Genomic DNA, 21542 nt, shown 5'->3' with positions numbered 1-21542 from the left:
TGAACAAACTATTTCAAAGATGCTGCAGAAATAGTCGCAGCAAAAGCAAACTGCTGTTTTTTAACTGTTAGAATCACAACATCTTTTGTTGCATTTCCCGTATTTGCATCTATCGTAATCGTTCCACTTGCACCTTGGAAGTTCTTAATAGACCTAATTGCTGTAGCTATCAATTCTGGCTTTGTTGTTTTTGCTCTCTCTATCGCTTCTACTACTAACATGTATGCATCGTACCCAAGTGCTGACAGTGTGGACGGCCTTACTCCGTATTTCTTTACAAATGCTTCAGCGAATTTTTTGGAAACGCTCGTAACAGGTGCGTCTGGATGGTAGTGGGTTGTAAAGTATATTCCCTCAACTGCTTGTCCACCTATCTTTATTAACTCTGGCGCATCAGCTCCATCTCCCGCAAGGATGTATCCTTTGAATCCGAGTGCCCTTGCTTGTTGTGCAACAAGAGCTATTTCATTGTAGTATCCTGTCACTACTATCGCTTCTGCTCCGAATGCCAACGCTTGTGACAGCTGGGCGCTGAATTCGCTGTCTCCTGATTTGTATTGCAACTGCTGTACCTGTCCGCCGTATTTCTTGAATCTTTCGATGAAATAGTTTGAAAGACCAACGCTGTAGTCTTGCTCAACGTCCGTGAGGACCGTTGCCTTTTTAATCTTCAATGTCTTAACTGCAAATTCTGCAAGCGCTGTACCCTGGAGCGGGTCGATGAAGCATACCCTTGAAACAAATTTCTTACCTTGTGTCACGAGTGGGTTTGTCGAAGATGGGCTGACCATAGGTACTTTTTTCTTTTCAGCTATTTCGCCAGCTGCAATCGAGTTACCGCTGATAACTTCGCCTATAACAGCGATAACTCCTTCTTTATCAATAAGCCTTGCAATACCGTTAGCTGCCTCTGTTTTCTCACTTCTCGTGTCCATGTAGACAACCTCAATCTTTTCGCCAAGCACAGTTCCTCTTTCTTCAAGTGCCAGCTCGATACCCTTTTTTACCAAATCTCCGAACGCAGAGACCCCACCTGTGAGTGGCAAGAGAGCACCAATCTTCACAACTGCAAACACACTAAGAGAACTAACTAAAAGAAGAACTAAGACGGCTTTCTTCAAACTACTCATACCTTCACCCTCCCTTGAAAAAGTAATGAGAAATAACTTATTGTGTCTTTTCAATCTGTTGGAACAGCTTGGAATTTTAACACGCTTAAAAAATTTTTTCATATTTTAACATACTTGATTTTTTAAAGTCAATACCTACTATTATTTTCATTTAAAATACGAAGAAAATGTGCTAATTTAGATAGATATGACAACTTTATCAGTCTTAGATTATAAAATTCATAAATTTTTGGACATTTGGACTCATTCGAGTAATCCCATCTATTATAATTAAAGTTTTGTTGTTACAATTGTAATGCATATAAATTATTATGATTTTACATTGATAGCATTGAATTTCAACAAGTATCTTTTTATATCATTTTTACGCTTCATGTTTTGTTAACTATACGTAACATTAAGCTGTTTCTGAGCACTTTTAATAGCCATCAGAGTAAGGTACTTTAATTAATACAGAAATCAAATTCACATGCGAAATTGGTACATGATATAATAATATGTACAAGGTATATTCGTATGGCGAAAAATACGATACAGTAAGGGTGGTGGGTAAGATGAATGTCCTATTAGGTGTCTCTTCTGGGATTGCTATATACAAAGCTGTCGATTTGGCAAGTAAGATTAGAAAGCAAGGATGGAATCTGCAGGTGATAATGACTGAGAATGCAGCTAAGTTGATTAACCCCGTTGTGTTTTCGTCAGTTGGTAACTGTAAAGTCTATACGGATACGTACGAGATTGAGTCTGGCTGGATAATTCACACCGAAGTTTCAAAATGGGCTGATGTTTTTATCATAGCTCCGGCAACGGCAAATACGATTGCAAAGATTGCAAATGGTTTTGCTGACAATCTTTTGACAACAACTGCTCTCGCATTTAACAAGGAAAACAAGGTCATCGTTCCAACGATGAATACTCGGATGTACGAAAATCCCGCAACTTTGGAGAATTTGGAGAAGGTTAAGAAATTGGGATGGAAGGTTTTAGAACCGGAAGTTGGACATTTGGCTTGTGGAGAGGTTGGAAAGGGAAGGTACCCTGAAAATGAAAAAATTATAGAATTTATACATATCTTGGCTGAAGAGAAGCCGCTTGCAGGCAAGAAGGTGCTCGTTACAGCGGGTCCAACAAGGGAAAGCATTGATCCTGTAAGGTACATTTCGAACCACTCAAGCGGTAAGATGGGATATGCAATTGCGAACGTGGCGAAAAGATTAGGTGCAGATGTGTGTTTGATAACCGGACCAACGTGTATGGAATATCCTTATTTTGTAGATGAAATAGTGAAGGTTGAAAGCGCACGCGAGATGTTTGAAAATGTTTTGGAAAAATACGATGACTATGATATACTTATTATGTGTGCCGCTGTTGCGGATTATGCACCAGCTGAAAGTGCAAAGGAGAAGATTAAAAAGTCTTCAGATAAGCTTGTTATTGAATTGAGCAAGACGCCTGATATATTAGAATACGTAGGTCACCACAAAAGATCGGCGCAAATTGTTGTTGGATTTGCAGCAGAGACTCAGAATATCATCGAGAACGGTTACGAAAAACTTGTAAAGAAAAATGCCGATGTTATAGTTGCAAACGATGCTCGAAAAGTGATGGGAAGCGATAAGACAGAGGTATATATAATATTCAAAGGCAAAGCGGTTGTAAATCTGGAAGGTACTAAGGAAGAAGTAGCAAAGGAGCTGTTGAAGAGAGTATGCACAGACACACACTAAGATTTATGATATCTTTTTTATTTCTTATCCTTTTGTTTTCAAGCGTGTTTTCTGTAACTATCGAGAAGGTCTACGTTGGTATAAAGTATTCATTCAGAAATTTCCGCACTAATGGGGACGTTATTTTTATTGATCCATTCAGCCGCAACATGGCGGTCTATGATATATCAAGCAAGCAAATTTTATCTTATTTCAACTACATTGGTAATTTTGTCATTGCTGTATACGACCTTAAGAATAGCTATTTGGTTGTCGACAGGACAGGACCTTATCTTTCGAAGATATCTCTTGATGGAGAGCTTTTGTTTAGTGTTAAATTCGAAAGACGCATTCAAGGTAGTCTTTTCGATGGAAAAAATGTATATATACTCCTCGAAGGCGGCGCTCTGCACATATACGATACGAATCTGAAATTGGTGTCAAAGTCAGCTTTTTCAGGTTCCGCAGCATATATTTTTCTTTGGAGAAATAAAGTTTTAGGTACGTACCTTTGGAACGAGTCACAGGATGTCGAGTTTCTTAACGAAAAGCCGGTAAAAATAGGCCTTACAACGCCCTCAATTTTGGTAAACGACTTGCTTGTCGACACACGCGGAGGACAAGTGTACAACTTGGCAAGTAGCAAATTAACAAAACTTGCTTCATATATATCAAGTGCATATTTCGACGGTGAGATTTATTACATAGCTTCTATGTCAAACTCAACGATTTATATGCTCAAGAACGATGAAATTATAGGGACATTCAAGGTTCCTTACACGCCTACGTATGTTACTAAGGTTGGTCAGCAAGTTGTAATTCTAAGTGCACCGTATAATAAGGTTATGGTTACTTCAAATGGAAAAGATATAATCACGTTAGATACGGGGGATTATCCTCTTGAGGTACTCAGGATAAATAATTCAAGCAATTCATTCGCAGTGTATTGTTCAGACAGCGGTGAAGTATATTACTACTATTTTTAAGAATCCATAACTAAAATGAGAGGCAAAGGAGGTTTTATTCATGAAAGCAGTAAGGTGGGTAAATACTCTATTTCCAAAGGTGAAGAATTCGCAGACAATTTCAGAGGCACTACACGAGATGCGAAGATTTTCTTGCGATTACTGTATCGTCCTCGATGAGGATGGCAAATTCGACGGTTTGCTCCACAAATCGGTCGTCAAAGAAGTCGAGATGGATGAAAAAGTTGCTCCATATGTTGTTTTCCCTGACTTCTACATCGTTGAAGATTCAACAATCGAAGAAGCGGCAATGATGCTCATCGAAAACAAGGAAACGATACTCCCAGTTGTGAATTCCAACAGCGAAGTCATCGGCGTGCTCTCAATCCAGGAAGTTCTCGAAGCGATGACTGAAATCGCCGCAATGGACGAGCATGGGATAAGGATCAATCTCACTTTACAAGACAAGCCCGGAGAGCTCAAGAGAGTCATAGACGTACTCGCTAACAACAAAATCAACATACTATCAATACTCACTCTCAAAGATGGTGAAAGCAGGCAGGTCTCAATCAAAGTTGACAGCAAGGACGCAGAGAGTGTTGCAGGTATTCTCGAAGTTTACGAAATCCCGTACGAATCCATAGTGGAGGAAGAAGGTTTCTTTTAATTAAGCGATGGAGCTGCATTTTAAGTTAGAGCAATTTGAAGGTCCCTTAGATCTGCTCCTTTATTTAGTTCAAAAAAAGAAAATAGACATCCGTCAGCTGTCCATTTCTCAGCTGGCGGATGAGTTTTTGTACTATGTTAACCAGATGGAAGAATTTAATTTGAATATAACTTCGGAGTTCATAGCGACCGCTGCGTATCTTTTGGAACTGAAATCGAAAAGCTTGCTTCCGATGAGCGAAAAGGAAAAGAAAGAGTACGAATACAAAAGGGAATTGTTGATACGCAGAATTGAGGAATACGCGAGGTTGAAAGAGTTAACGGAACACATTGCAAACAGCAGCAATCCCGATCAGTATCCCGTAAAGATTCCATACGTTTTCCCGAAGGTCGACGAAAAGAAGTTAGTTAAGATCGTTAAAGCGGCTATTCAAGAAGTCGAAGTTAAGCAGAAGGTTTATGTTATTAAAAAAGAGAACTATTCTCTCGAGAGGATAATGGCTGAGATAGAAGAAATATATGACAATGTAAGCCTGTACGAGATTTTGAGAAATAGCAATTCAAGGTATGAAATCATCGTTAAGTTCTTAGCTGTGCTCGAGTTGATAAGGTTTGAAAGGTATACAATTGACGACGACATGGTCTTAAGAAGAGTGGTGAAAGAAGATGTCGCAACTGCAAGATGATTTGAAAAGATATGTTTCTCTTGTTGAAGCCATTATATTCGCTTCCCGAGGTATATCGAAAACATTGCTTATTGAACTTACCGAACTGCCTGAAGAAAAACTTGATGAGGTTTTGAAATATCTTCAAGAAAGGTATTCCGGCGAAGAGTACGGAGTTGAGTTGAAACAAATAGAGGATTACTATAGATTCTACACAAAACCGCAGTTTTCCGATTTTGTTTCTAAGGTTGCCAAGCGAAGAAATCTCGGAAGTTTGTCTCCATCTCAATTGGAAATTGCGGTATTTCTTGCTGTTCGAAGGCAGGCAACTAAGCTCGAGATAGACAGCATGCGCGGTAAGGATTCGTCCAATTTAATCAAGCAGCTGCTAGTAGCTGGGGTTATTAAGAGGCGAAAACTGGGAAGGACATTTGTGTACAGCCTCACCGATACGTTTAAAGATGAAAGCATGATAGAAGAATTAGTAAGACAAGCCGGTGGAGCTTCGTTTGAAAGCATTGGCAAGGATTTATTTGAAACGCCCGAGCCATCAGAATCTCAAGAAAAAATCCCGCAAGACAGCAATCAAGATGCTGCTACAAAGGAAGAAATCGCCCCATTCGAAGTCATTCCTGAAGATATCGAACTTCCACCTGAAGAATGAAAAGGGAATATAAAGGAAGGTGTTAGATGTGACAGTCAACGAAGCAAAGTACTTATCAAAAAAGATAATGGAAGCCGGAGAAATTCCTCTTCTCATCGGCCATTTTGGTGTTGGGAAGACCGACATTGCAAGAGACATCGCAAAAGAGACAAACAGGAAGCTTATCATACTCGTTCTGTCCCAGATGGAGCCCGGAGATTTGATAGGTCTGCCTGCAAGAGATGAGAACAAGACAAAATTCTTGGCACCAGATTGGTGGCCCGAGGATGGGAATACTATAATACTGCTTGACGAGATAAACCGAGCTCACAGAAGCATCAGAAATGCTATAATGCAGCTGCTTGTCGATAAAAGGATACACAACCACGTACTTCCGGAAGGTACGTGGATAATGGCTTCCATGAACCCGCCAGATGAAAATTACGACCAGGTGGAGCTAATAACCGATCCGGCTTTTCTGAGCAGGTTCTTTATATTGGAAGTCCACCCGGACCCACAAGAGTGGATAAGTTGGTCAAGGCAGGTAAACGTTGCAGAGGAAGTCATTAGTTTTATCTCCAAATATCCAGAATTTTTGTCCGTTCGCGAAGGCGTCTCTTTGAAAACCTCCATAAAGCCGAGCCCGAGAAGCTGGTATAAACTGAGCCGGGTGCTTTCACTTATGAACGAACAGGAAAAGAAAGAATATTCTTACATCCTTGCCAGCGGGATAGTTGGACCTGAGGCAGCAAAGGTATTCGTAGATCAGAGCATATCAGGTTCCATGTACAGCCCGTCTGAGATACTCTTAAAAGGTCACATACCTCAGGAGCTTGATATACACGAAGCTAATGGAATTTTGATAAGGCTCGTCGATTTCATAACAACGGTAGATGACAAAGAACTCGAAAGTCTCAAGAACAATGTCGAAACGATCGTTGAAAATCTGTTCAAACTTTCAAAAGTTGTGCCGAGAGATTCGTTCGAAGCCTTCATCAGGATGCTTGTCAATTTGTCGAATACACCCGGTTTAAAGGGCGAACTTTCTGACACGATTATGAGAAAACTCATCTCTTATTCGGAATAACACTCCGAAAGCAAAGAGAACATAAATTTAACACAAAATTAAACAAAATTAGCGAATGTGTGGTATCATTTAATCGTATATTTCTTTGAGGAAGGAGAGATTAACATGTTTGATCACGAACACAAACACCATCATCACGATGATCACGAATGTGATTGCGGTCACGAACACGACCACGATCATGAACACCATGACCACATCGACGCATTCACGCTTATGGACGAGGAAGGAAACGAACACCACTTCGTACTGCTTGGCGAAGTCGAAAACAAAGGAAAAACTTACTGGGTATGTGAAGAAATCTTCGTAGAGAATGAAGAAATCTCTGAATTTGGAGATACATACTTGTTCGTCAAGTCAGAAGACGACGAGGGAAACGTTTTCCTTGACTCCGTGCAAAATGAAGAAGAGTTCAACGATGTCGTAAAGATTTGGGAAGATATGATGGGTGACGAGGATTTCTTCATCGATACAGACGAAGAAGATGAAGAGGAAGAATAAGTTTCTAATTTTTCATCTTGACCTCAATTACCTGTTTTGGTAAAATATCTTTCGGCAAAAATGATTCGCTTGGTGCAGGCGTAGCTTCAAGAGGTGGAGCGCCTCCTTGGTAAGGAGGAGGGTGTGGGTTCGAGTCCCACCGCCTGCTCCAAAAACCAGAAAAGAGGGTACAGTTGTGCCCTCTTTGTTTTTTTTATTGCCAAAGATGAGCAAATAGTTGTATAATTATATTCTCAGTCTTGCTAATATTTCTCCAGGGGTGGGATAGATGAACTTTACGGTATTTTTGCTGCTTTTACCATCTGTTGTCGTTTCTGTAATTATTGGCGCCAACGATGCCGGAAGTCTCCTCGGTCCAACGATAGCAAACGGCATCTTTAAAATGAGAAAAGCCCTTTATTTTTCTATAATTTTCATCCTTTTGGGCTCTTTGATTGAAGGTATGCCAAATTTGAAAGTTGCATCAAACCTCGTCAAGGTAGATACAGCCGGAGCGCTTATAATAAACATCTCCTCAGCAGCGGTTGCCTTATTTTTCTTGCGAGCTAATTTGCCTATTTCAATGACGCAGGCAATTGTAGGAGCAAGTGTTGGAGTAGGGTTCTTATTGAAAGAAGTAAATACAGAAGTGCTTTTGTTCATAGCCTTGGGCTGGTTCGCCACACCTGTTGCTTCGTTTGCAATCGCATATTTGTTCTTTAAAATCTTTGCGTTAATTTTTAGAGGCATTAAAAACTTAGGCGTCAGAGAATTGGTGTTGAGAACTTTCTTATGGTCTTTCACACTCTACGGTGCATTTTCTTTCGGAGCCAATAATGCCGGAAAAATCACAGGACTTCTACTTTCCCAGGGTGTTAATCCGTATTTGCTGTTATTAGTCGGTGGATTATCCCTCGTTGTTGGAGTTTATTTTTTCGGAAAACGCAGTATTAATACAATTGGAAGAGAGCTTGTTGCGCTTGATGACTTTTCAGCGATGGTAAGTATCAGTGCATCCGCCGTAACTTTGTGGTTATTCTCCGCTATTGGTTTGCCAATATCGGCTTCGCATTCAATAGTCGGAAGCATAGTCGGCGTAGGGTATGCCAGAGGTACGAGGATTCGCAACGAAAGGATATTTAACAGAGTACTATTCTCTTGGTTGCAGGCCCCACTGTACAGCGGTATATTTTCCGCATTACTATTTTCAATATTTAAACTTTTGTGGTAAAATATATGCGTAAAAAACAAAACGGAGGTGCATTTCAAAGTGGACCTAAAGGCATTTATAAGAGACATTCCAGACTTCCCACAAAAAGGAGTTATATTCAGAGATATAACCCCTCTTCTCAAAGACTCAACAGCTTTTAAACACGCTATCGATACGATTGTTGAAGAAGCAAAGAAATACGAGTTCGACGTTATTGTCTGTCCAGAAGCAAGAGGATTCATGATAGGCGCTCCACTTGCATATATTCTAAACAATGGATTTGTTCCTGTGAGAAAACCTGGAAAACTCCCATACAAAACGATAAGCGATACATACGAACTCGAGTACGGGAAAGCGGAACTCCATATACACGAAGATGCTATAAAACCCGGGCAAAAAGTACTAATCGTCGACGATGTTCTTGCAACTGGCGGTACTGCTTTGGCACTTAAGAGATTGGTCGAAAAAGTTGGAGGTCAAGTCGTTGCAAGTGCGTTTTTAATTGAGCTCACATACCTTAATCCAAGGGATTTGCTTAAGGATCTTCCAATAATTGCACCTATCAAGTATTAATTCTTTAAAAATCAGAAAACAGACTTAGCAATCAATCGTTGTAATATTTAGATTAGAATATTAAGAGAGCAAAAAACGGAGGTGCCTTAACGTGTTAAAGTTCGATTTGACTTACACCCTCTCTGAGAATGTTGCAGGAGGGCTTGATTACACAGAAATAGATTCTTACTCCGGAAAAGTGGAAGAATTCTTGAAAAAGCTTGACGAAAACAAACCAGGCTTCGTTAATGCCGTTCTTACAAGAAAATGGATAGACTCGGTAAACGAACTGAGCGATTTTATCTTCACATTCGACAGTCTCGTAGTGCTTGGTATTGGCGGTTCAGCACTTGGAAATATCGCCCTTCAAAACGCACTAAGACCGTTCAACTGGAATTCTATGAATGTTGAAGAAAGAAACGGATTTTTGAGGATTTTCGTCGTTGACAACGTGGATCCAGATAATCTCGCCGCTGTGCTTGATTGTATAAACCCGAAGACAACGCTATTCAATATAATCTCTAAGTCTGGTACAACGGCAGAGCCAATGGCAAACTACCTCATTGTTCGCGGAATACTCGATGCGTACGGATTAGACCCGAAGGAACATATAATCTTCACAACAGACCCGGAAAAAGGTGTACTGAGAAGACTCGGAAGAAGCGAAGGCATACGCATGCTTGATATACCACCAGATGTTGGCGGAAGGTTCAGCGTCCTTACTCCAGTTGGATTGCTTTCTGCCAAAGCAGCAGGTTTGGATATTGAAGAACTCATAATCGGCGCAAAGGACGCTTACGAAAAAACCATAAAATCGCCGCTTTGGGAAAATCCTGCAGCGTTGCTTGCAGTAACACATTACTTGCATTACAAAAAAGGCAGAAATATCTCTGTTATGATGGCATATTCGAACAGATTGTATTACCTCGCTGACTGGTACAGACAGCTTTGGGCAGAGAGCCTCGGAAAGATGTACGACAACGATGGAAATAAAGTGAACGTTGGTCAGACACCGGTTAAAGCACTCGGTGCGGTAGACCAGCACTCACAAGTACAGCTCTACAACGAAGGTCCAGATGACAAGATAATCACATTCTTGAGAACTGAGCAGTTCGAAAGAGAAATAACAATTCCAAAACTCCACGAAAACGAACCAGAGCTGGCATACTTGGGTGGCAAGAAACTCTCAACACTCCTCAACAGTGAACAAACAGGAACGCAGCTTGCACTTGCAAAGCACGGAAGACCATCGATAACCGTAAACTTCCCGAAAATTGACGAGTACCACCTTGGACAGTTCATCATGTACTACGAACTCGCAACTGCTATCGCTGGACATCTGCTAAATATAAACCCATATGACCAGCCGGGTGTCGAGCTTGGAAAGAAGATAACATACGCACTCATGGGAAGAGGCGGATTTGAGGAATACAATTACCAAGATTCTGCACAGAGAAAGGTTGAAGTAGAATGATGAAAGAATACGTCGAAATCCTCAAAACAATTTTCGATCCAGTTGCAATATTTCTAAAAGATGAAGAATTTGTGGTTGTCGTCAAAGATGAAAAAACAGTGCAGGATGCTGTAAAGAAACTTTCAGAAACGATAGATGATGACATAAGCCTCATGATTTTGAACAACGACGAATATGAGAAGATGAAGGACAAAGTTCTCGGTGAAAGGTTGCTATGACCATCTGTGTCACGGGGAAGATAGCCACTGGAAAAAGCACTGTCTCAAAGTTTTTTGTTGGTAAAGGGTTTGAGTACATAAACGTAGATGAACTGGGTCATAAGGCATTTGAGATAAACAAAGAAGTAATCAAGAAAACGTTCGGAACTGACGACAGAAAAGAAGTAGGAAAGATAGTCTTTGCATCAGAAGAGAAATTAAGACAGCTCGAGCAGATAGTACACCCTACAATGTTGAAACTATTAGACAAAAGGCTCGAAGAGCTGAAAGGGAAAGACATAGTCATAGAAGCAGCGATAAAAAGAAGGCTTGGGATTAAGAATTGCGATTTGACGATAACAGTTGTTGCAAGTCCTGAAACGATAAGAGAACGTCTAAGCGGACGGTACGACGAAAAGACAATTGAAGAGATACTGAAAAGGCAGGAAGATATTGTTGAAGAGGGAATAGTGGTTGAAAATAACAGTAAGATTGAAGAACTGCAGGAAAGATTAGAGAAGATATACGAAAAATATGTGAATAAATAACCCCCAGCTTTCGCTGGGGGTCTTTACACCCTTATAGGGAAGCTCAAAACATATCACTATGAGGAAAAAACAAGAGCCATATGTTTCAAACCCTCATAGCGACGCTCACAATTGTTTCAATCCCTTGTAGGGAAGCTCAAACTCTGTGCTATACTGACTTTTCCGTTTCCCCAGTACCACTTCCACTAATCAGGCCTTGTCATGGCTTTAAATCCCTCATAGTTAATATAAGACAGGTTCACAAAGTTCTAAAATTTCAAAAGAAGAAATCATGCAGCAATATATAATCTAAACACCTTTAGAAAGTTTGTGAGAATAGTTAGGAACGCTTCACTGGATCCGCAAACTGTGTCGAAATTTTATGGGAATGTACAAAGATATTTGCCAATAAACAGCCTTTTTAACACCATAGTTCCTGTGGTTTGTGGCATATTAGATCTTAGAATTTCAACCCCTCATAGAGTCGCTCAGCTACATTGTATTATACCATGGAAATTGTTTTTCTTGTTAACGGTTAATACAAATATCAGTATATACAATAGTCAACATAAACTGTGAAGAGAGAAGGGAATAAAAAGGTGGAGTCTACTCTAAATCCGCGGCAACTCCGGCCTTATAATCTCCCCCTAAGGTGTTATGATTATTTCCATTCTCGTGCCGCAACATCCTGAAAAGGCTGCATACGTGATTTTTGCTTCTTTTCTTCTTTTCTTTGGCAGTGTGAGAACCACCAAATCCCACTGTACTTCACTCGCAGGCAGGATTACAAAATTTCGAGTGTTTCTCGGCAGTTTTTCGACAAAAGTGACTAACCCACCTTTGTCAAGCAAGATAATGAATGTTTGGAAAGTGTTGCTTGGAACAAGGTAATATGTCCAGGGCTTTGTCTTGATAAGTTCTGCGTCTAAGCACTTCGGGAGGTCAGAACCAAAGTATTTAAGCAGAGCGTCGCTGATGTACACTCTTTCCGTTTCCCTGGGGTTTTCCATCCCTCCCACCTTAACCAAGTATCGTTCTAATGTTGGATAACCGTATTCCTTGAACTTCAGTCCTCTTACTTCCGTCGTCAGATAGTACAACCCTGTCTTGCTATCGCACCTTAACCAAATATCATGCGAATAGTTGACACTTTTTTTCATCATACTCCCCCCATTCTTGTGTACATCTCCTCAAGCCAACACACCTTCCAATATTCTGACTGAGAGAATGGGATTGTTGTTCAAACAAACGGTCTTGACTTTGGATAAACAAACAACCCCCAGCTTATTAAACTGGGGGTTGTCCTTCACCTCGTTATTTCCTCGGCTCTATCTTTTTCAATTCTCCAGAAATCATTTTTGAGACAATCGTGTCGATTGATGTTCCGGGCTCTACAAGGTAGATGTCTATTTTTCTTTCAACGAGCTCTTCATACATGTGCTGTCCCATCCTGACTGCTACGACTGCGTCTATCTGTCCTGTCGATTCGAATACGTCGTCATGTCCGTGATGATGGTTTCCATTTCCGTGTCCGTTTCCATGTCCGTTGCAGCAGCTGGTTTCGTGGGTTTCTTCGTGTCCGTGATGTCCATGATGTCCGTGGTGACCTTTTGCATGGAGATTTTCAACAAGTTTCCTTTCAAACTCTTTTCCGTCTTTGATTTCCACTATCGTGAAATACTCAGCTCTTCCAAAGTGATCTGCAACCATCTTACTATCGTTTGTGGGTATCGCAAATCTCATCTTTGTTCCCTCCTTTTTTGAAATTGTTAACTATTTAGCTCATCAAGAACGCTTCAAATGATTCTTTGAGTTTCTGAATATAGATTCTGAGTTCTTTGAGGTATTCTTTTCCAGTTTCGGTAATGCTGTAAACCTTTCTTGGTGCTCCGCTACCTTCTTCTATTCTATACTCAACAAGCCCGTGGTTACTTAGTTTTCTTAGAAGGCTGTAGAGAACGCTCTGATCGTGTTTGAATGGGTAGTACTCCAAATTCGAAACTCTTTCATACAGCTCATATCCGTGCATATCTCCTTTTGAAAGCTCATTTAAGACAACCGCTGTTAAGAAATCTCCCATGGAAAAGCCCATCTCTTCGCATCTATGCGGTCCATGCATTCCGTGTCCTGAACAGCCGCATCTTCGCCTCATCGTCTCACCTTCTTTCTTTTCGTATGTATTAGTCAATTCACAGTACTGATTATATATCAGTAATATGAAATTGTCAATATATTTTTTTGAAAAAACAAAGCCCTCGCTGGCTGGAAGCGAGGGCTGGGGGTACTGGTACGAGGAGGAACTATTTTTTAAACGTCGAAGTATAGGTCGTATTCTTTTGGATGAGGTATTGCGTTTACTTGTCTTTCTTCCACAAGTTTTGCATTTATCCAGTGGGTTATTAGTTCTTTCGGGAATGTTGTTAGGAATTGATTGTTTTCAGCTAATGCTTTACAGCTTTCTTCGAGCGATTTTGGAAGTGGTTTGAGTTCTTTTTCGTACATGTCTCCTTCAAATGGGCCAAAGCCTTCAGCGGTTGGGTCTATTTTTCTTCTTATTCCATCCACGCCAGCAAGTATCATGGCTGCATATCCAAGGTATGGGTTGCATGTGGCGTCTATTGTTCTGAATTCAATTCTGCGCTTTTCTGGGTCTTTCACGTATGCAGGTATTCTAATCGCCGATGTTCTGTTGGCAAGTGCGAATACTGCGTTTGTCGGCGCTTCAAATCCTGGGACAAGACGTCTGTATGAGTTTGTAGACGGATTGGTGAATGCCATGAGAGCTGGTGCATTCTTCAAAATGCCACCAACGTAGTAGAGCGCTTCTTGTGAAAGGTTGTAAAGTTTGTCGCCATTGAAGATGTTTTTACCATTCTTCTTTAAGAATTGATGTACGTGCATTCCGTTTCCTGCTTCATCGTACATCGGTTTTGGCATGAATGTTACGATGTAGCCGTATTGTTTTGCCACAAGCCTTGCAACGTGCTTGACTATCATTGTGTAGTCCGCTGCTTTTAGAGCTTCAACGAGTGGAAGTTCTATTTCAACTTGGCATGTGCCAACCTCGTGGTGGTGGTATTTTACCGGAACGCCGTATTCCAGAAGTTTCTTGACTATCGCGTTTCTTACTTCCATGAATTTGTCAAATGGCGGGATTCTGTGGTATCCTTTCTTCCTGCCTATGAAATACTCCCCTGTCTCGCTCGATTTCCAAAACCCTTCTGCACTGTCTATTTCGAACATGACTCTGTTTGATTTTACATCATATCTTACGTCTTCGAATATATGAAATTCGTACTCTGGTCCGAGGTAAACTTCATCAGCTATGTCTTTTATCGATTCGAGAGTCTTTTTAAGTATTGTCCTCGGGTCGTGCGAGCACGGTGTCATGTTCTCTACTTCGTAGACATCGCATATCATCGAGAGGACTTTCTCGCTATCGTACTCTTCTATCATTGCTGTTTCTGGATCTGGGATTATCACCATATCGCTGCTGAAAACTTCTGCATATCCAAGATTCGACGCGTCAAATCCTACACCTTCAGTAAAAGTCTTTTCGGAAAAGTTTGTCTTGGCTAATGTTACGTGCCTCCATCTACCCCAGAGGTCAACTACTTTTAGGTCGATAAAATTAATTCCTTCCTGTTCGATAAGCTTCAAAACATGAGAAGCGCTCATTTTCGTCCCTCCCAAAGTTTGATTTTCGATAGCTATGCATTTTAATGATAACATTAGGGCATGAGCAATCCAAATCGTCCAAATTTTCACTAACATCAGAAATAACACCTGTCTTTAATTATCTGCCTTTGTTCACACAGTTTCTTAATGATTCTTCAGTATACTTGTGTATGTACAGAATTCTTAACTGTAAATTTCTTTGAAAATGCGAAATTTTGTAATATAATTGATTTGCTACAATGCTACAACATTCAATCGGAAGGGGGAATTGTCAGTGAAGGCAATTATTCTGTGCGCAGGTAAAGGAACAAGGTTGAGACCACTTACTTACACAACAGCTAAACACCTTATTCCAGTTGCAAATAAACCAGTTATACTCTACACAATCGAGAAGATAAAGAGCGTGGGTATACATGAGATAGGCATGATAGTAAGCCCAGAAAATATCAACGATTTCCAAGAAACGCTTGGCGATGGTTCTAAGTATGGCGTAAAGCTTTCATATATCCTTCAGCCAGAGCCAAAAGGGCTTGCTCATGCCGTTCTGATGGCAAAGGATTTCCTCGGCGATGAAGATTTCATGATGTATCTTGGCGACAACCTCATCATGGATGATATACGACCTTTTGTCAAAGAATTCGAAGAGAAGAAGGAACTCAGCGCTCTGATTATGTTATCGCCAGTTCAGGACCCAACAAGGTTCGGTATCGCTGTCATGGAAGGAAGCAAGATTGTTAAAACCGTTGAGAAGCCAAAAGAGCCACCTTCAAATCTTGCGATAATCGGTTTGTATCTGTTCAGAAAGGATATATTCGAGGGAATTGCGAATATAAAGCCATCGTGGAGGAATGAGCTGGAAATTACAGACGCTATAGACTGGTTGATTCAGAACAAGGAGACAGTAGAGGGCCATATCATCTACGGTTGGTGGAAGGATACAGGAAAACCTGAGGATTTGATTGAAGCAAATCACAAGATCCTCGACGATGTAATTGAAGAGTTTAAGATAGAAGGTACTGTGGAAGCAACATCGGTACTGCAGGGAAGAGTGAGCATTGGAAAGAACACTGAGGTAGTGAACAGTGTAATTAGAGGACCTGTGATTATCGGTGATAACTGCACGATTTCAAATGCGTACATTGGACCTTATACTTCAATCGGTAATAACACACTTATTGAGAATTGTGAGATAGAGAATTCTATCCTAATGGACGAAGTGAAGATATCGAATTTCTCGTACAGGATTGATTCTTCGTTGATAGGTAAGAAAGTCGAAATCATTGAAAACGATGGAAAACCAAAAGGAGTACAGATAATAGTCGGAGATTTAGGTAAGGTTGTTGTGTCCCGCTGAGCCGTGGGGTAAGGGGATAAATAAGGAGGTATTCTTAGTGGTTAAGTTAATAGTAACTGATTTGGATGGTACGTTGCTGAACGAAGAAAAGCATATACCAAAAGATAATGTATTGGCACTCCGTGAAGCGATGGAGAACGGTTTGCACGTAAGTGTTGCAACCGGCAGGAATTTTTATTCTGCCAAGCCTTACATAGAAGAACTTGGACTCGATGTGCCTGTTATTTTTCAAAACGGGGCTTTCATCTATCAATGGATGGAAGACAAGGTTATTTACAAGTCCGAGTTAGACGTACAGATAGCTATTCGCGTTGTTGAGAGTGCAAGAAGAAATAATTTGTTTTACATAGTCTATAGAGACTTTCTTGAAGAGAAAGATATGTACGTCGATGAGCCGTACAGCGGTACGTTTTCGAAATATCTGGAGCAAAATAGTTGGAGATTGAATGTTGTCGATGATGTGTTAAAATATCTAAAAACAAAGAATTCGATTGCGGAAATTGCAGTTGTTGGTGACGAGCCAACTGTTGTAAAGGCAATTTCGGAAGCGTTGGATGGATTTCAGAACCAAACGAGTGTTGTGAAAAACAACACATTAGGTAATGAAACGTTCTATGAAGTCTTTGGTCCAAATTCTTCAAAGGAATCTTCTTTTCAATATCTGCTGAGGTATTTCAACGTGACTCACGAGCAGACGATGTATTTGGGAGACAGCTTCAACGACATAGGACTTCTGAAAATCGTAGGTTATCCAGTGGTTATGGAAAACGGGCATGAAGAAGTAAAGAAATATGCAAGGTTTTTAACAAAATCAAACGATGAAGCTGGAGTGGCATATGCTGTTAGGAAATGGGCACTGAATGGAAGAGTATAAGTTAAAGGGAGTTTAAATGCGAAGATTATTGAGTTTTCTGTTTGTATGTTTCGTGCTCTTTAATGTCTTAGTTCTTGCCCAAAGTGAAATTTCTTACAAAATTCAATATATGATAGGTAACAGACAAGCAAAGGAGCTCGATGAGTTTCTCAAAAACTTAGATTTAGAAAGATTGAGCGTATCTGAGATATGCGATGTGGTTATTGGCTACACGGAATTGTACAGCTGGGGCGGTAAGGGATATGAATATTCCGAGAAGGCCTACAATATCGCTGATAGAGTAATAAAAGAGAATCCGAAATACTGGAAAGGGTATTATAGCTTAGCCGTCGTGCTTTCTCACAGGGTTCAGAAAAATAATCTGCTCGCTCTGACGTTAGTTGGCAAGATTGACTACAATTTGAATAAAGCTATGGAATACGGACCTAACGAATGGGAACCGTTCTTTCTTGCAGGAGTTAGAAATCTCGAAGTTCCATTATTCCCAAATTTGGCGCTTGCTGAAGAGTATTTGGGAAGGTCTTTGAAGAATAATCCGAATCATTTGTACACTTACTATATGTACGGGAGACTTTTTGAAAAGAAGAAGGATTACTGCAAAGCTTTGGAGTATTACACCAAGGTATTGGAGTTACCCATAAGACCAGAATGGAAATTTGTAGACGAAGGCGCAAAGGATGATGCGAAGAAGCGAATTTCGGAGGTGGAAAAACTGTGTACCAAAAAATAAAGGGAACAGAGGATTTGTACGGGCAGGAGATGAAGTTTTGGTACTGGATAGAGGAAAAGGCGAGGAAATTGTCGCTGCTGTACGGTTTCACGGAGATTAGAACACCGATTTTTGAAGAGACTAAATTATTTGTTAGAAGTGTTGGGCAAGATACAGACATCGTTCAGAAAGAAATGTACACTTTTGAAGACAAGGGCGGAAGAAGTATAACGTTGAGACCCGAGGGAACTGCACCAGTTGTCAGGGCTTTTGTAGAAAATGGGTTAATAACTGTCGGTTTCCCACAGAAGTATTTCTACATCGGACCGATGTTTAGGTACGAACGTCCACAATCTGGTAGGCAAAGGCAATTTCACCAGTTTGGTGCAGAGATTTTCGGAAGCCCTTCCCCACTTGCAGATGCTGAGTTAATAATATTTGTCAATGAGTTCTTAAAGGAAATTGGGCTGGTAGATTTTGAGATACATATAAACACTCTCGGTGATACTGAAGACAGGGCAAGGTACAAAGAAGCCCTAAAGGAATATTATTCACAACATTTAGACAAGTTGTGCGATGACTGTAAAGTTAGATACGAAAGAAATGTTCTCAGACTTTTGGATTGTAAGGTAGATGTAGAGTATGCAAAGAATGCTCCAAAGCTTATCGATTACATAGGCGAAAATGCACGTAAGCACTACGAAGAGTTGAAAGAACTGCTTGACACTGCTGGGATAAAATACATCGAGGACCCGAGGCTTGTTAGAGGGCTCGATTACTACAACAGGACAGTATTTGAAGTCCACCACCACAAACTCGGTGCGATGAGCGCAATCGCAGGTGGCGGAAGGTATGATGGGTTGATAAAGGAAATCGGAGGAAAAGATGTTCCTGCGCTCGGTTTTGCCGCGGGTATGGAAAGGTTAGTCCTTGCGATAAAGGCTGAGAATGTGGAAGTTGAGGATATGAGAATAAACGAGGTATACATCGCACACTTTGGCGGAAGCGAAGTGCGAAATGTTGCATTTAGATTGGCTCAGCAGCTCAGAGACGAAGGAATAGCGGTGAATTTAGAAATAATGGAAAGAGGATTAGGTGCACAATTAAAGAACGCAGCAAGAACGGGCGCAAAATTGTGCGTAATAATCGGTGAGAACGAAATTGAGAAAAATGTTGTGATGATAAAGAACATGGAGACAGGCGAACAATTTGAATTCGAAATAAACTTTGTGGCAAGTGGAATAAAAGATATGTTGGATGACATGAGATAAAAATAAAAAGCCCCGAAAAGGGGCTTTCTTAAACTGGCTGGGAGGGGAGGATTCGAACCTCCACTGGCGGATCCAGAGTCCGCAGTCCTGCCATTAGACGACCTCCCAAAAGCCGTAAGGCAAGATATATTTTATCATTCAAGGTTGAGAATGTCAATTATGTAAAATAAGAATACGAAGAGGTGATTTTTTAATGTTTTTTGATGCCGTAGTAGTTGGTGCAGGTTTAGCTGGCTCAACAGCAGCAAGAATCTTGGCTGAAAGTGGTAGAAAGGTTTTAGTTATCGAAAAGCATAAACACATCGCTGGTCACTGCCATGATTACAAAGATAATAATGGCATAACGGTTCACACTTATGGTCCACACATATTTCACACAAACAATAAGACAGTTTGGGAATTCGTCAATAAGTTCACTGAATTCAATTATTATCAACACAAAGTTCTAAGCTACGCAGAGGGTAAATTAATACCCTTTCCGATCAATAGAGATACTTTGTGCGAAGTTTTCGGCATCAATATTGCCACATACGAAGTTGAAGAGTTTTTATCAAATGAAGTTAAGAAATCAAAATTCAACAATCCTCCTAAAAATTTCCGCGATGTTATTGTCTCACAAGTTGGCGAAAGGCTTTATGAGCTTTTCTTCAAAAATTATACTATTAAACAATGGGAACGAGATCCTGAAGAACTATTACCCGATGTAGCAAAAAGAATACCTGTAAGGGCCAACAGAGACGACAGGTACTTCTCTGATAAATATCAAGGCATACCAAAATACGGTTACACAAAACTCGTCGAAAATATTCTGAACCATGACAACATTACAGTGATGATGGGAATAGATTATTTTGAAATCAGAGATTACCTGAAATCAAGCCTTGTAGTATATACTGGTGAATTGGACAGATTTTTTGATTTTTCGCATGGAAAGTTAGAGTACAGGTCTTTAAATCTTGTATTGAAAACGTTTGATATAGAGTTCTACCAACCGGTTGCTGTGGTTAATTACCCAAACGACTATGACTGGACCAGAATAACTGAATACAAACATTTTCTTGATGAAAAATCTTCGAAAACTACTGTTTGTTTTGAATATCCAACAGCACATGGCAAACCATACTACATAGTTATGACAAGTGAAAACATGGAAAGAAGGAAAAAATATACTGAGGAAGTCGAAAGATTAGAAAGGACAGGTGAATATATATTTGTCGGAAGATTAGCGGAATACAAGTACTATAACATGGATGAAGTAATAACAGCTTCAATTAGGAAGACAGAGGTGTGGTTAAATGGAAGGTAAAGAGATTTATTACGTCCCATATTTTCACTGGGGCAGTAAATTTAATGCGGGTTACAAGGCCAAAAATGACGTCGAAATCATTTTTGAGAGTGCTAAATTCAAAAGAGTCGACATTTTCAAAAAAGCAAGTGATAGTAATTCAAGGATTTTCAGTCTAAGTAGGCTTATTTCATTGTACCTTAAGCGAAATTTCGCAAATAATGCCATCGTGTTTTTCCAAAACGGAACAGGGCTCGATTTGTTAATAGCCCCTGCACTAAGGAAGGCGTTCAAAAATGCCAAAAGATGCATTGTAATTCACGATATAGAAAGTATAAGACTTGCAAGAAGCATAGATTTCACAAGGGAAAAGCTTGTATTCTCAAACTTTACACATGCAGTATGTCATTCAAAGAAAATGGCAGATTATATAAAAGAGAAATTAGGATATAAGGGAAAAATCTACATTCTCGGCTTGTTTGATTACATCCTCGATACCCCAGTATACGAAAGAGTTATGAGCAAGACTCTACCAAGTTTAGGAAAATACGTAATTTCTTTCGCAGGTAATCTTTCAAAATCAACATTCTTGAAAAAGATAATAAAAGAAGTAAACCCGTTAAATTACACAGTCTATCTATACGGAAAAGGTTATGACGGTGATACAAAAGACGGCGTTTTGGAATACAAAGGTGTGTTTCATCCCGATGAACTTCCATACAAAATTGAAGGACACTTTGGATTAGTATGGGACGGTGAAGAAGTCAACGGAATAAGCGGAACGGTCGGACACTATCTTAAATACAATTCTCCTCATAAGGCATCTTTGTATATAGTTAGCGGATTGCCGCTAATTGTTTGGAAAGAATCGGCAATATACGAAACCGTAAAGGAATACAATATAGGTTTTGGGGTAAATTCTTTGAAAGAAATTGATGAAATACTAAGTAAAGTATCTGAAAAGGATTATCAAGTATGGAGAGAAAACACTATTAAATTGGGCAAAAAGTTAGCCAGCGGTGAAAATGTAAAGGAAATTATAAACAGAATATTATCGAAATAGAAAAGG

23 protein-coding genes and 2 tRNA genes are annotated in these 21542 nt (G+C 40.1%); 19 read left to right on the top strand and 6 right to left on the bottom strand.

What is annotated here, in order from left to right; all coding sequences use genetic code 11:
* Positions 1-8 precede the first annotated feature (8 nt).
* Positions 9-1130, bottom strand: a complete 1122-nt coding sequence (locus tag BUA11_RS08095; protein ID WP_072760316.1) for an ABC transporter substrate-binding protein — start codon at positions 1128-1130, stop codon at positions 9-11.
* Positions 1131-1684: 554 nt separating this feature from the next.
* Here BUA11_RS08095 and coaBC point away from each other — a divergent pair.
* The 13 genes from coaBC to coaE all read left to right on the top strand — a co-directional run bounded on the left by coaBC (position 1685) and on the right by coaE (position 11323).
* Positions 1685-2857: a bifunctional phosphopantothenoylcysteine decarboxylase/phosphopantothenate--cysteine ligase CoaBC gene (coaBC, locus tag BUA11_RS08090; RefSeq protein WP_072760314.1), complete on the top strand. Its 1173-nt coding sequence runs from the start codon at positions 1685-1687 to the stop codon at positions 2855-2857.
* Positions 2839-3822 carry a hypothetical protein gene (locus tag BUA11_RS08085; protein ID WP_072760312.1) on the top strand — a complete coding sequence of 328 codons (984 nt, stop codon included), beginning with the start codon at positions 2839-2841 and terminating at the stop codon, positions 3820-3822. The genes coaBC and BUA11_RS08085 overlap by 19 nt, the downstream gene beginning before the upstream one ends.
* A 40-nt stretch (positions 3823-3862) precedes the next feature.
* Complete coding sequence (locus tag BUA11_RS08080; protein ID WP_072760310.1) at positions 3863-4468, top strand: CBS domain-containing protein; 606 nt, start codon at positions 3863-3865, stop codon at positions 4466-4468.
* A 7-nt stretch (positions 4469-4475) separates the two neighbouring features.
* On the top strand, positions 4476-5153 hold the full coding sequence (locus tag BUA11_RS08075) for a segregation and condensation protein A (RefSeq protein WP_072760309.1): 678 nt from the start codon (positions 4476-4478) through the stop codon (positions 5151-5153).
* Positions 5134-5796: an SMC-Scp complex subunit ScpB gene (locus tag BUA11_RS08070; protein WP_072760308.1), complete on the top strand. Its 663-nt coding sequence runs from the start codon at positions 5134-5136 to the stop codon at positions 5794-5796. The genes BUA11_RS08075 and BUA11_RS08070 overlap by 20 nt, the downstream gene beginning before the upstream one ends.
* Before the next feature lie 28 nt (positions 5797-5824).
* Positions 5825-6862 carry an AAA family ATPase gene (locus tag BUA11_RS08065; RefSeq protein ID WP_072760307.1) on the top strand — a complete coding sequence of 346 codons (1038 nt, stop codon included), beginning with the start codon at positions 5825-5827 and terminating at the stop codon, positions 6860-6862.
* 105 nt (positions 6863-6967) lie between these two features.
* Complete coding sequence (locus BUA11_RS08060) at positions 6968-7363, top strand: DUF1292 domain-containing protein (protein WP_084634417.1); 396 nt, start codon at positions 6968-6970, stop codon at positions 7361-7363.
* Positions 7364-7437: 74 nt separating this feature from the next.
* Positions 7438-7514 (top strand) — tRNA-Thr (locus tag BUA11_RS08055).
* Between the two features lie 117 nt (positions 7515-7631).
* A complete protein-coding gene (locus BUA11_RS08050; protein ID WP_072760306.1) occupies positions 7632-8573 on the top strand; it encodes an inorganic phosphate transporter in 942 nt (313 codons plus the stop codon).
* Positions 8574-8612: 39 nt separating this feature from the next.
* Positions 8613-9125 (top strand): adenine phosphoribosyltransferase, encoded by a 513-nt coding sequence (locus tag BUA11_RS08045; protein ID WP_072760305.1) that lies wholly within the window; start codon positions 8613-8615, stop codon positions 9123-9125.
* Between the two features lie 91 nt (positions 9126-9216).
* Positions 9217-10578 carry a glucose-6-phosphate isomerase gene (locus tag BUA11_RS08040; protein ID WP_072760304.1) on the top strand — a complete coding sequence of 454 codons (1362 nt, stop codon included), beginning with the start codon at positions 9217-9219 and terminating at the stop codon, positions 10576-10578.
* Positions 10578-10796, top strand: coding sequence for a hypothetical protein (locus BUA11_RS08035; RefSeq protein ID WP_084634422.1), 219 nt, complete (start codon positions 10578-10580; stop codon positions 10794-10796). Before BUA11_RS08040 ends, BUA11_RS08035 begins: the two co-directional genes overlap by 1 nt.
* A complete protein-coding gene (coaE, locus tag BUA11_RS08030) occupies positions 10793-11323 on the top strand; it encodes a dephospho-CoA kinase (RefSeq protein ID WP_072760301.1) in 531 nt (176 codons plus the stop codon). The genes BUA11_RS08035 and coaE overlap by 4 nt, the downstream gene beginning before the upstream one ends.
* A gap of 626 nt (positions 11324-11949) precedes the next feature.
* On the opposite strand, the gene BUA11_RS08025 is transcribed toward coaE, so the two are convergent.
* From BUA11_RS08025 to glnA, 4 genes are all read right to left on the bottom strand, one after another.
* The gene (locus BUA11_RS08025) at positions 11950-12462 is read right to left on the bottom strand and encodes a hypothetical protein (protein ID WP_072760299.1); all 513 of its coding nucleotides are present in this window, start codon (positions 12460-12462) and stop codon (positions 11950-11952) included.
* Between the two features lie 154 nt (positions 12463-12616).
* Complete coding sequence (locus BUA11_RS08020; protein ID WP_072760297.1) at positions 12617-13045, bottom strand: NifB/NifX family molybdenum-iron cluster-binding protein; 429 nt, start codon at positions 13043-13045, stop codon at positions 12617-12619.
* 34 nt (positions 13046-13079) lie between these two features.
* Positions 13080-13454, bottom strand: coding sequence for a PadR family transcriptional regulator (locus BUA11_RS08015; protein WP_072760295.1), 375 nt, complete (start codon positions 13452-13454; stop codon positions 13080-13082).
* Positions 13455-13609: 155 nt separating this feature from the next.
* Positions 13610-14980, bottom strand: coding sequence for a type I glutamate--ammonia ligase (glnA, locus tag BUA11_RS08010; protein WP_072760293.1), 1371 nt, complete (start codon positions 14978-14980; stop codon positions 13610-13612).
* A gap of 274 nt (positions 14981-15254) precedes the next feature.
* On the opposite strand from glnA, the gene BUA11_RS08005 reads away from it, so the two are divergent.
* The 4 genes from BUA11_RS08005 to hisS are packed head-to-tail and all read left to right on the top strand — an operon-like array spanning position 15255 to position 19188.
* A complete protein-coding gene (locus BUA11_RS08005) occupies positions 15255-16334 on the top strand; it encodes a glucose-1-phosphate thymidylyltransferase (protein ID WP_072760291.1) in 1080 nt (359 codons plus the stop codon).
* Between the two features lie 37 nt (positions 16335-16371).
* A complete protein-coding gene (locus BUA11_RS08000; protein WP_072760289.1) occupies positions 16372-17208 on the top strand; it encodes a Cof-type HAD-IIB family hydrolase in 837 nt (278 codons plus the stop codon).
* A 16-nt stretch (positions 17209-17224) separates the two neighbouring features.
* Positions 17225-17938, top strand: a complete 714-nt coding sequence (locus BUA11_RS07995) for a tetratricopeptide repeat protein (RefSeq protein WP_072760287.1) — start codon at positions 17225-17227, stop codon at positions 17936-17938.
* A complete protein-coding gene (gene hisS, locus BUA11_RS07990; protein WP_072760285.1) occupies positions 17923-19188 on the top strand; it encodes a histidine--tRNA ligase in 1266 nt (421 codons plus the stop codon). Before BUA11_RS07995 ends, hisS begins: the two co-directional genes overlap by 16 nt.
* A gap of 34 nt (positions 19189-19222) precedes the next feature.
* On the opposite strand, the gene BUA11_RS07985 is transcribed toward hisS, so the two are convergent.
* A tRNA-Gln gene (locus BUA11_RS07985) sits at positions 19223-19296 on the bottom strand.
* Positions 19297-19381: 85 nt separating this feature from the next.
* Here BUA11_RS07985 and glf point away from each other — a divergent pair.
* Both glf and BUA11_RS07975 read left to right on the top strand, forming a co-directional pair.
* A complete protein-coding gene (glf, locus tag BUA11_RS07980; RefSeq protein WP_011994602.1) occupies positions 19382-20494 on the top strand; it encodes a UDP-galactopyranose mutase in 1113 nt (370 codons plus the stop codon).
* Positions 20484-21536, top strand: a complete 1053-nt coding sequence (locus BUA11_RS07975) for a glycosyltransferase (RefSeq protein ID WP_072760283.1) — start codon at positions 20484-20486, stop codon at positions 21534-21536. Before glf ends, BUA11_RS07975 begins: the two co-directional genes overlap by 11 nt.
* Positions 21537-21542 lie beyond the last annotated feature (6 nt).

Source organism: Fervidobacterium gondwanense DSM 13020, assembly GCF_900143265.1.
Taxonomy (GTDB): domain Bacteria; phylum Thermotogota; class Thermotogae; order Thermotogales; family Fervidobacteriaceae; genus Fervidobacterium; species Fervidobacterium gondwanense.
This window is presented reverse-complemented; position numbering and strand designations above follow the sequence as displayed.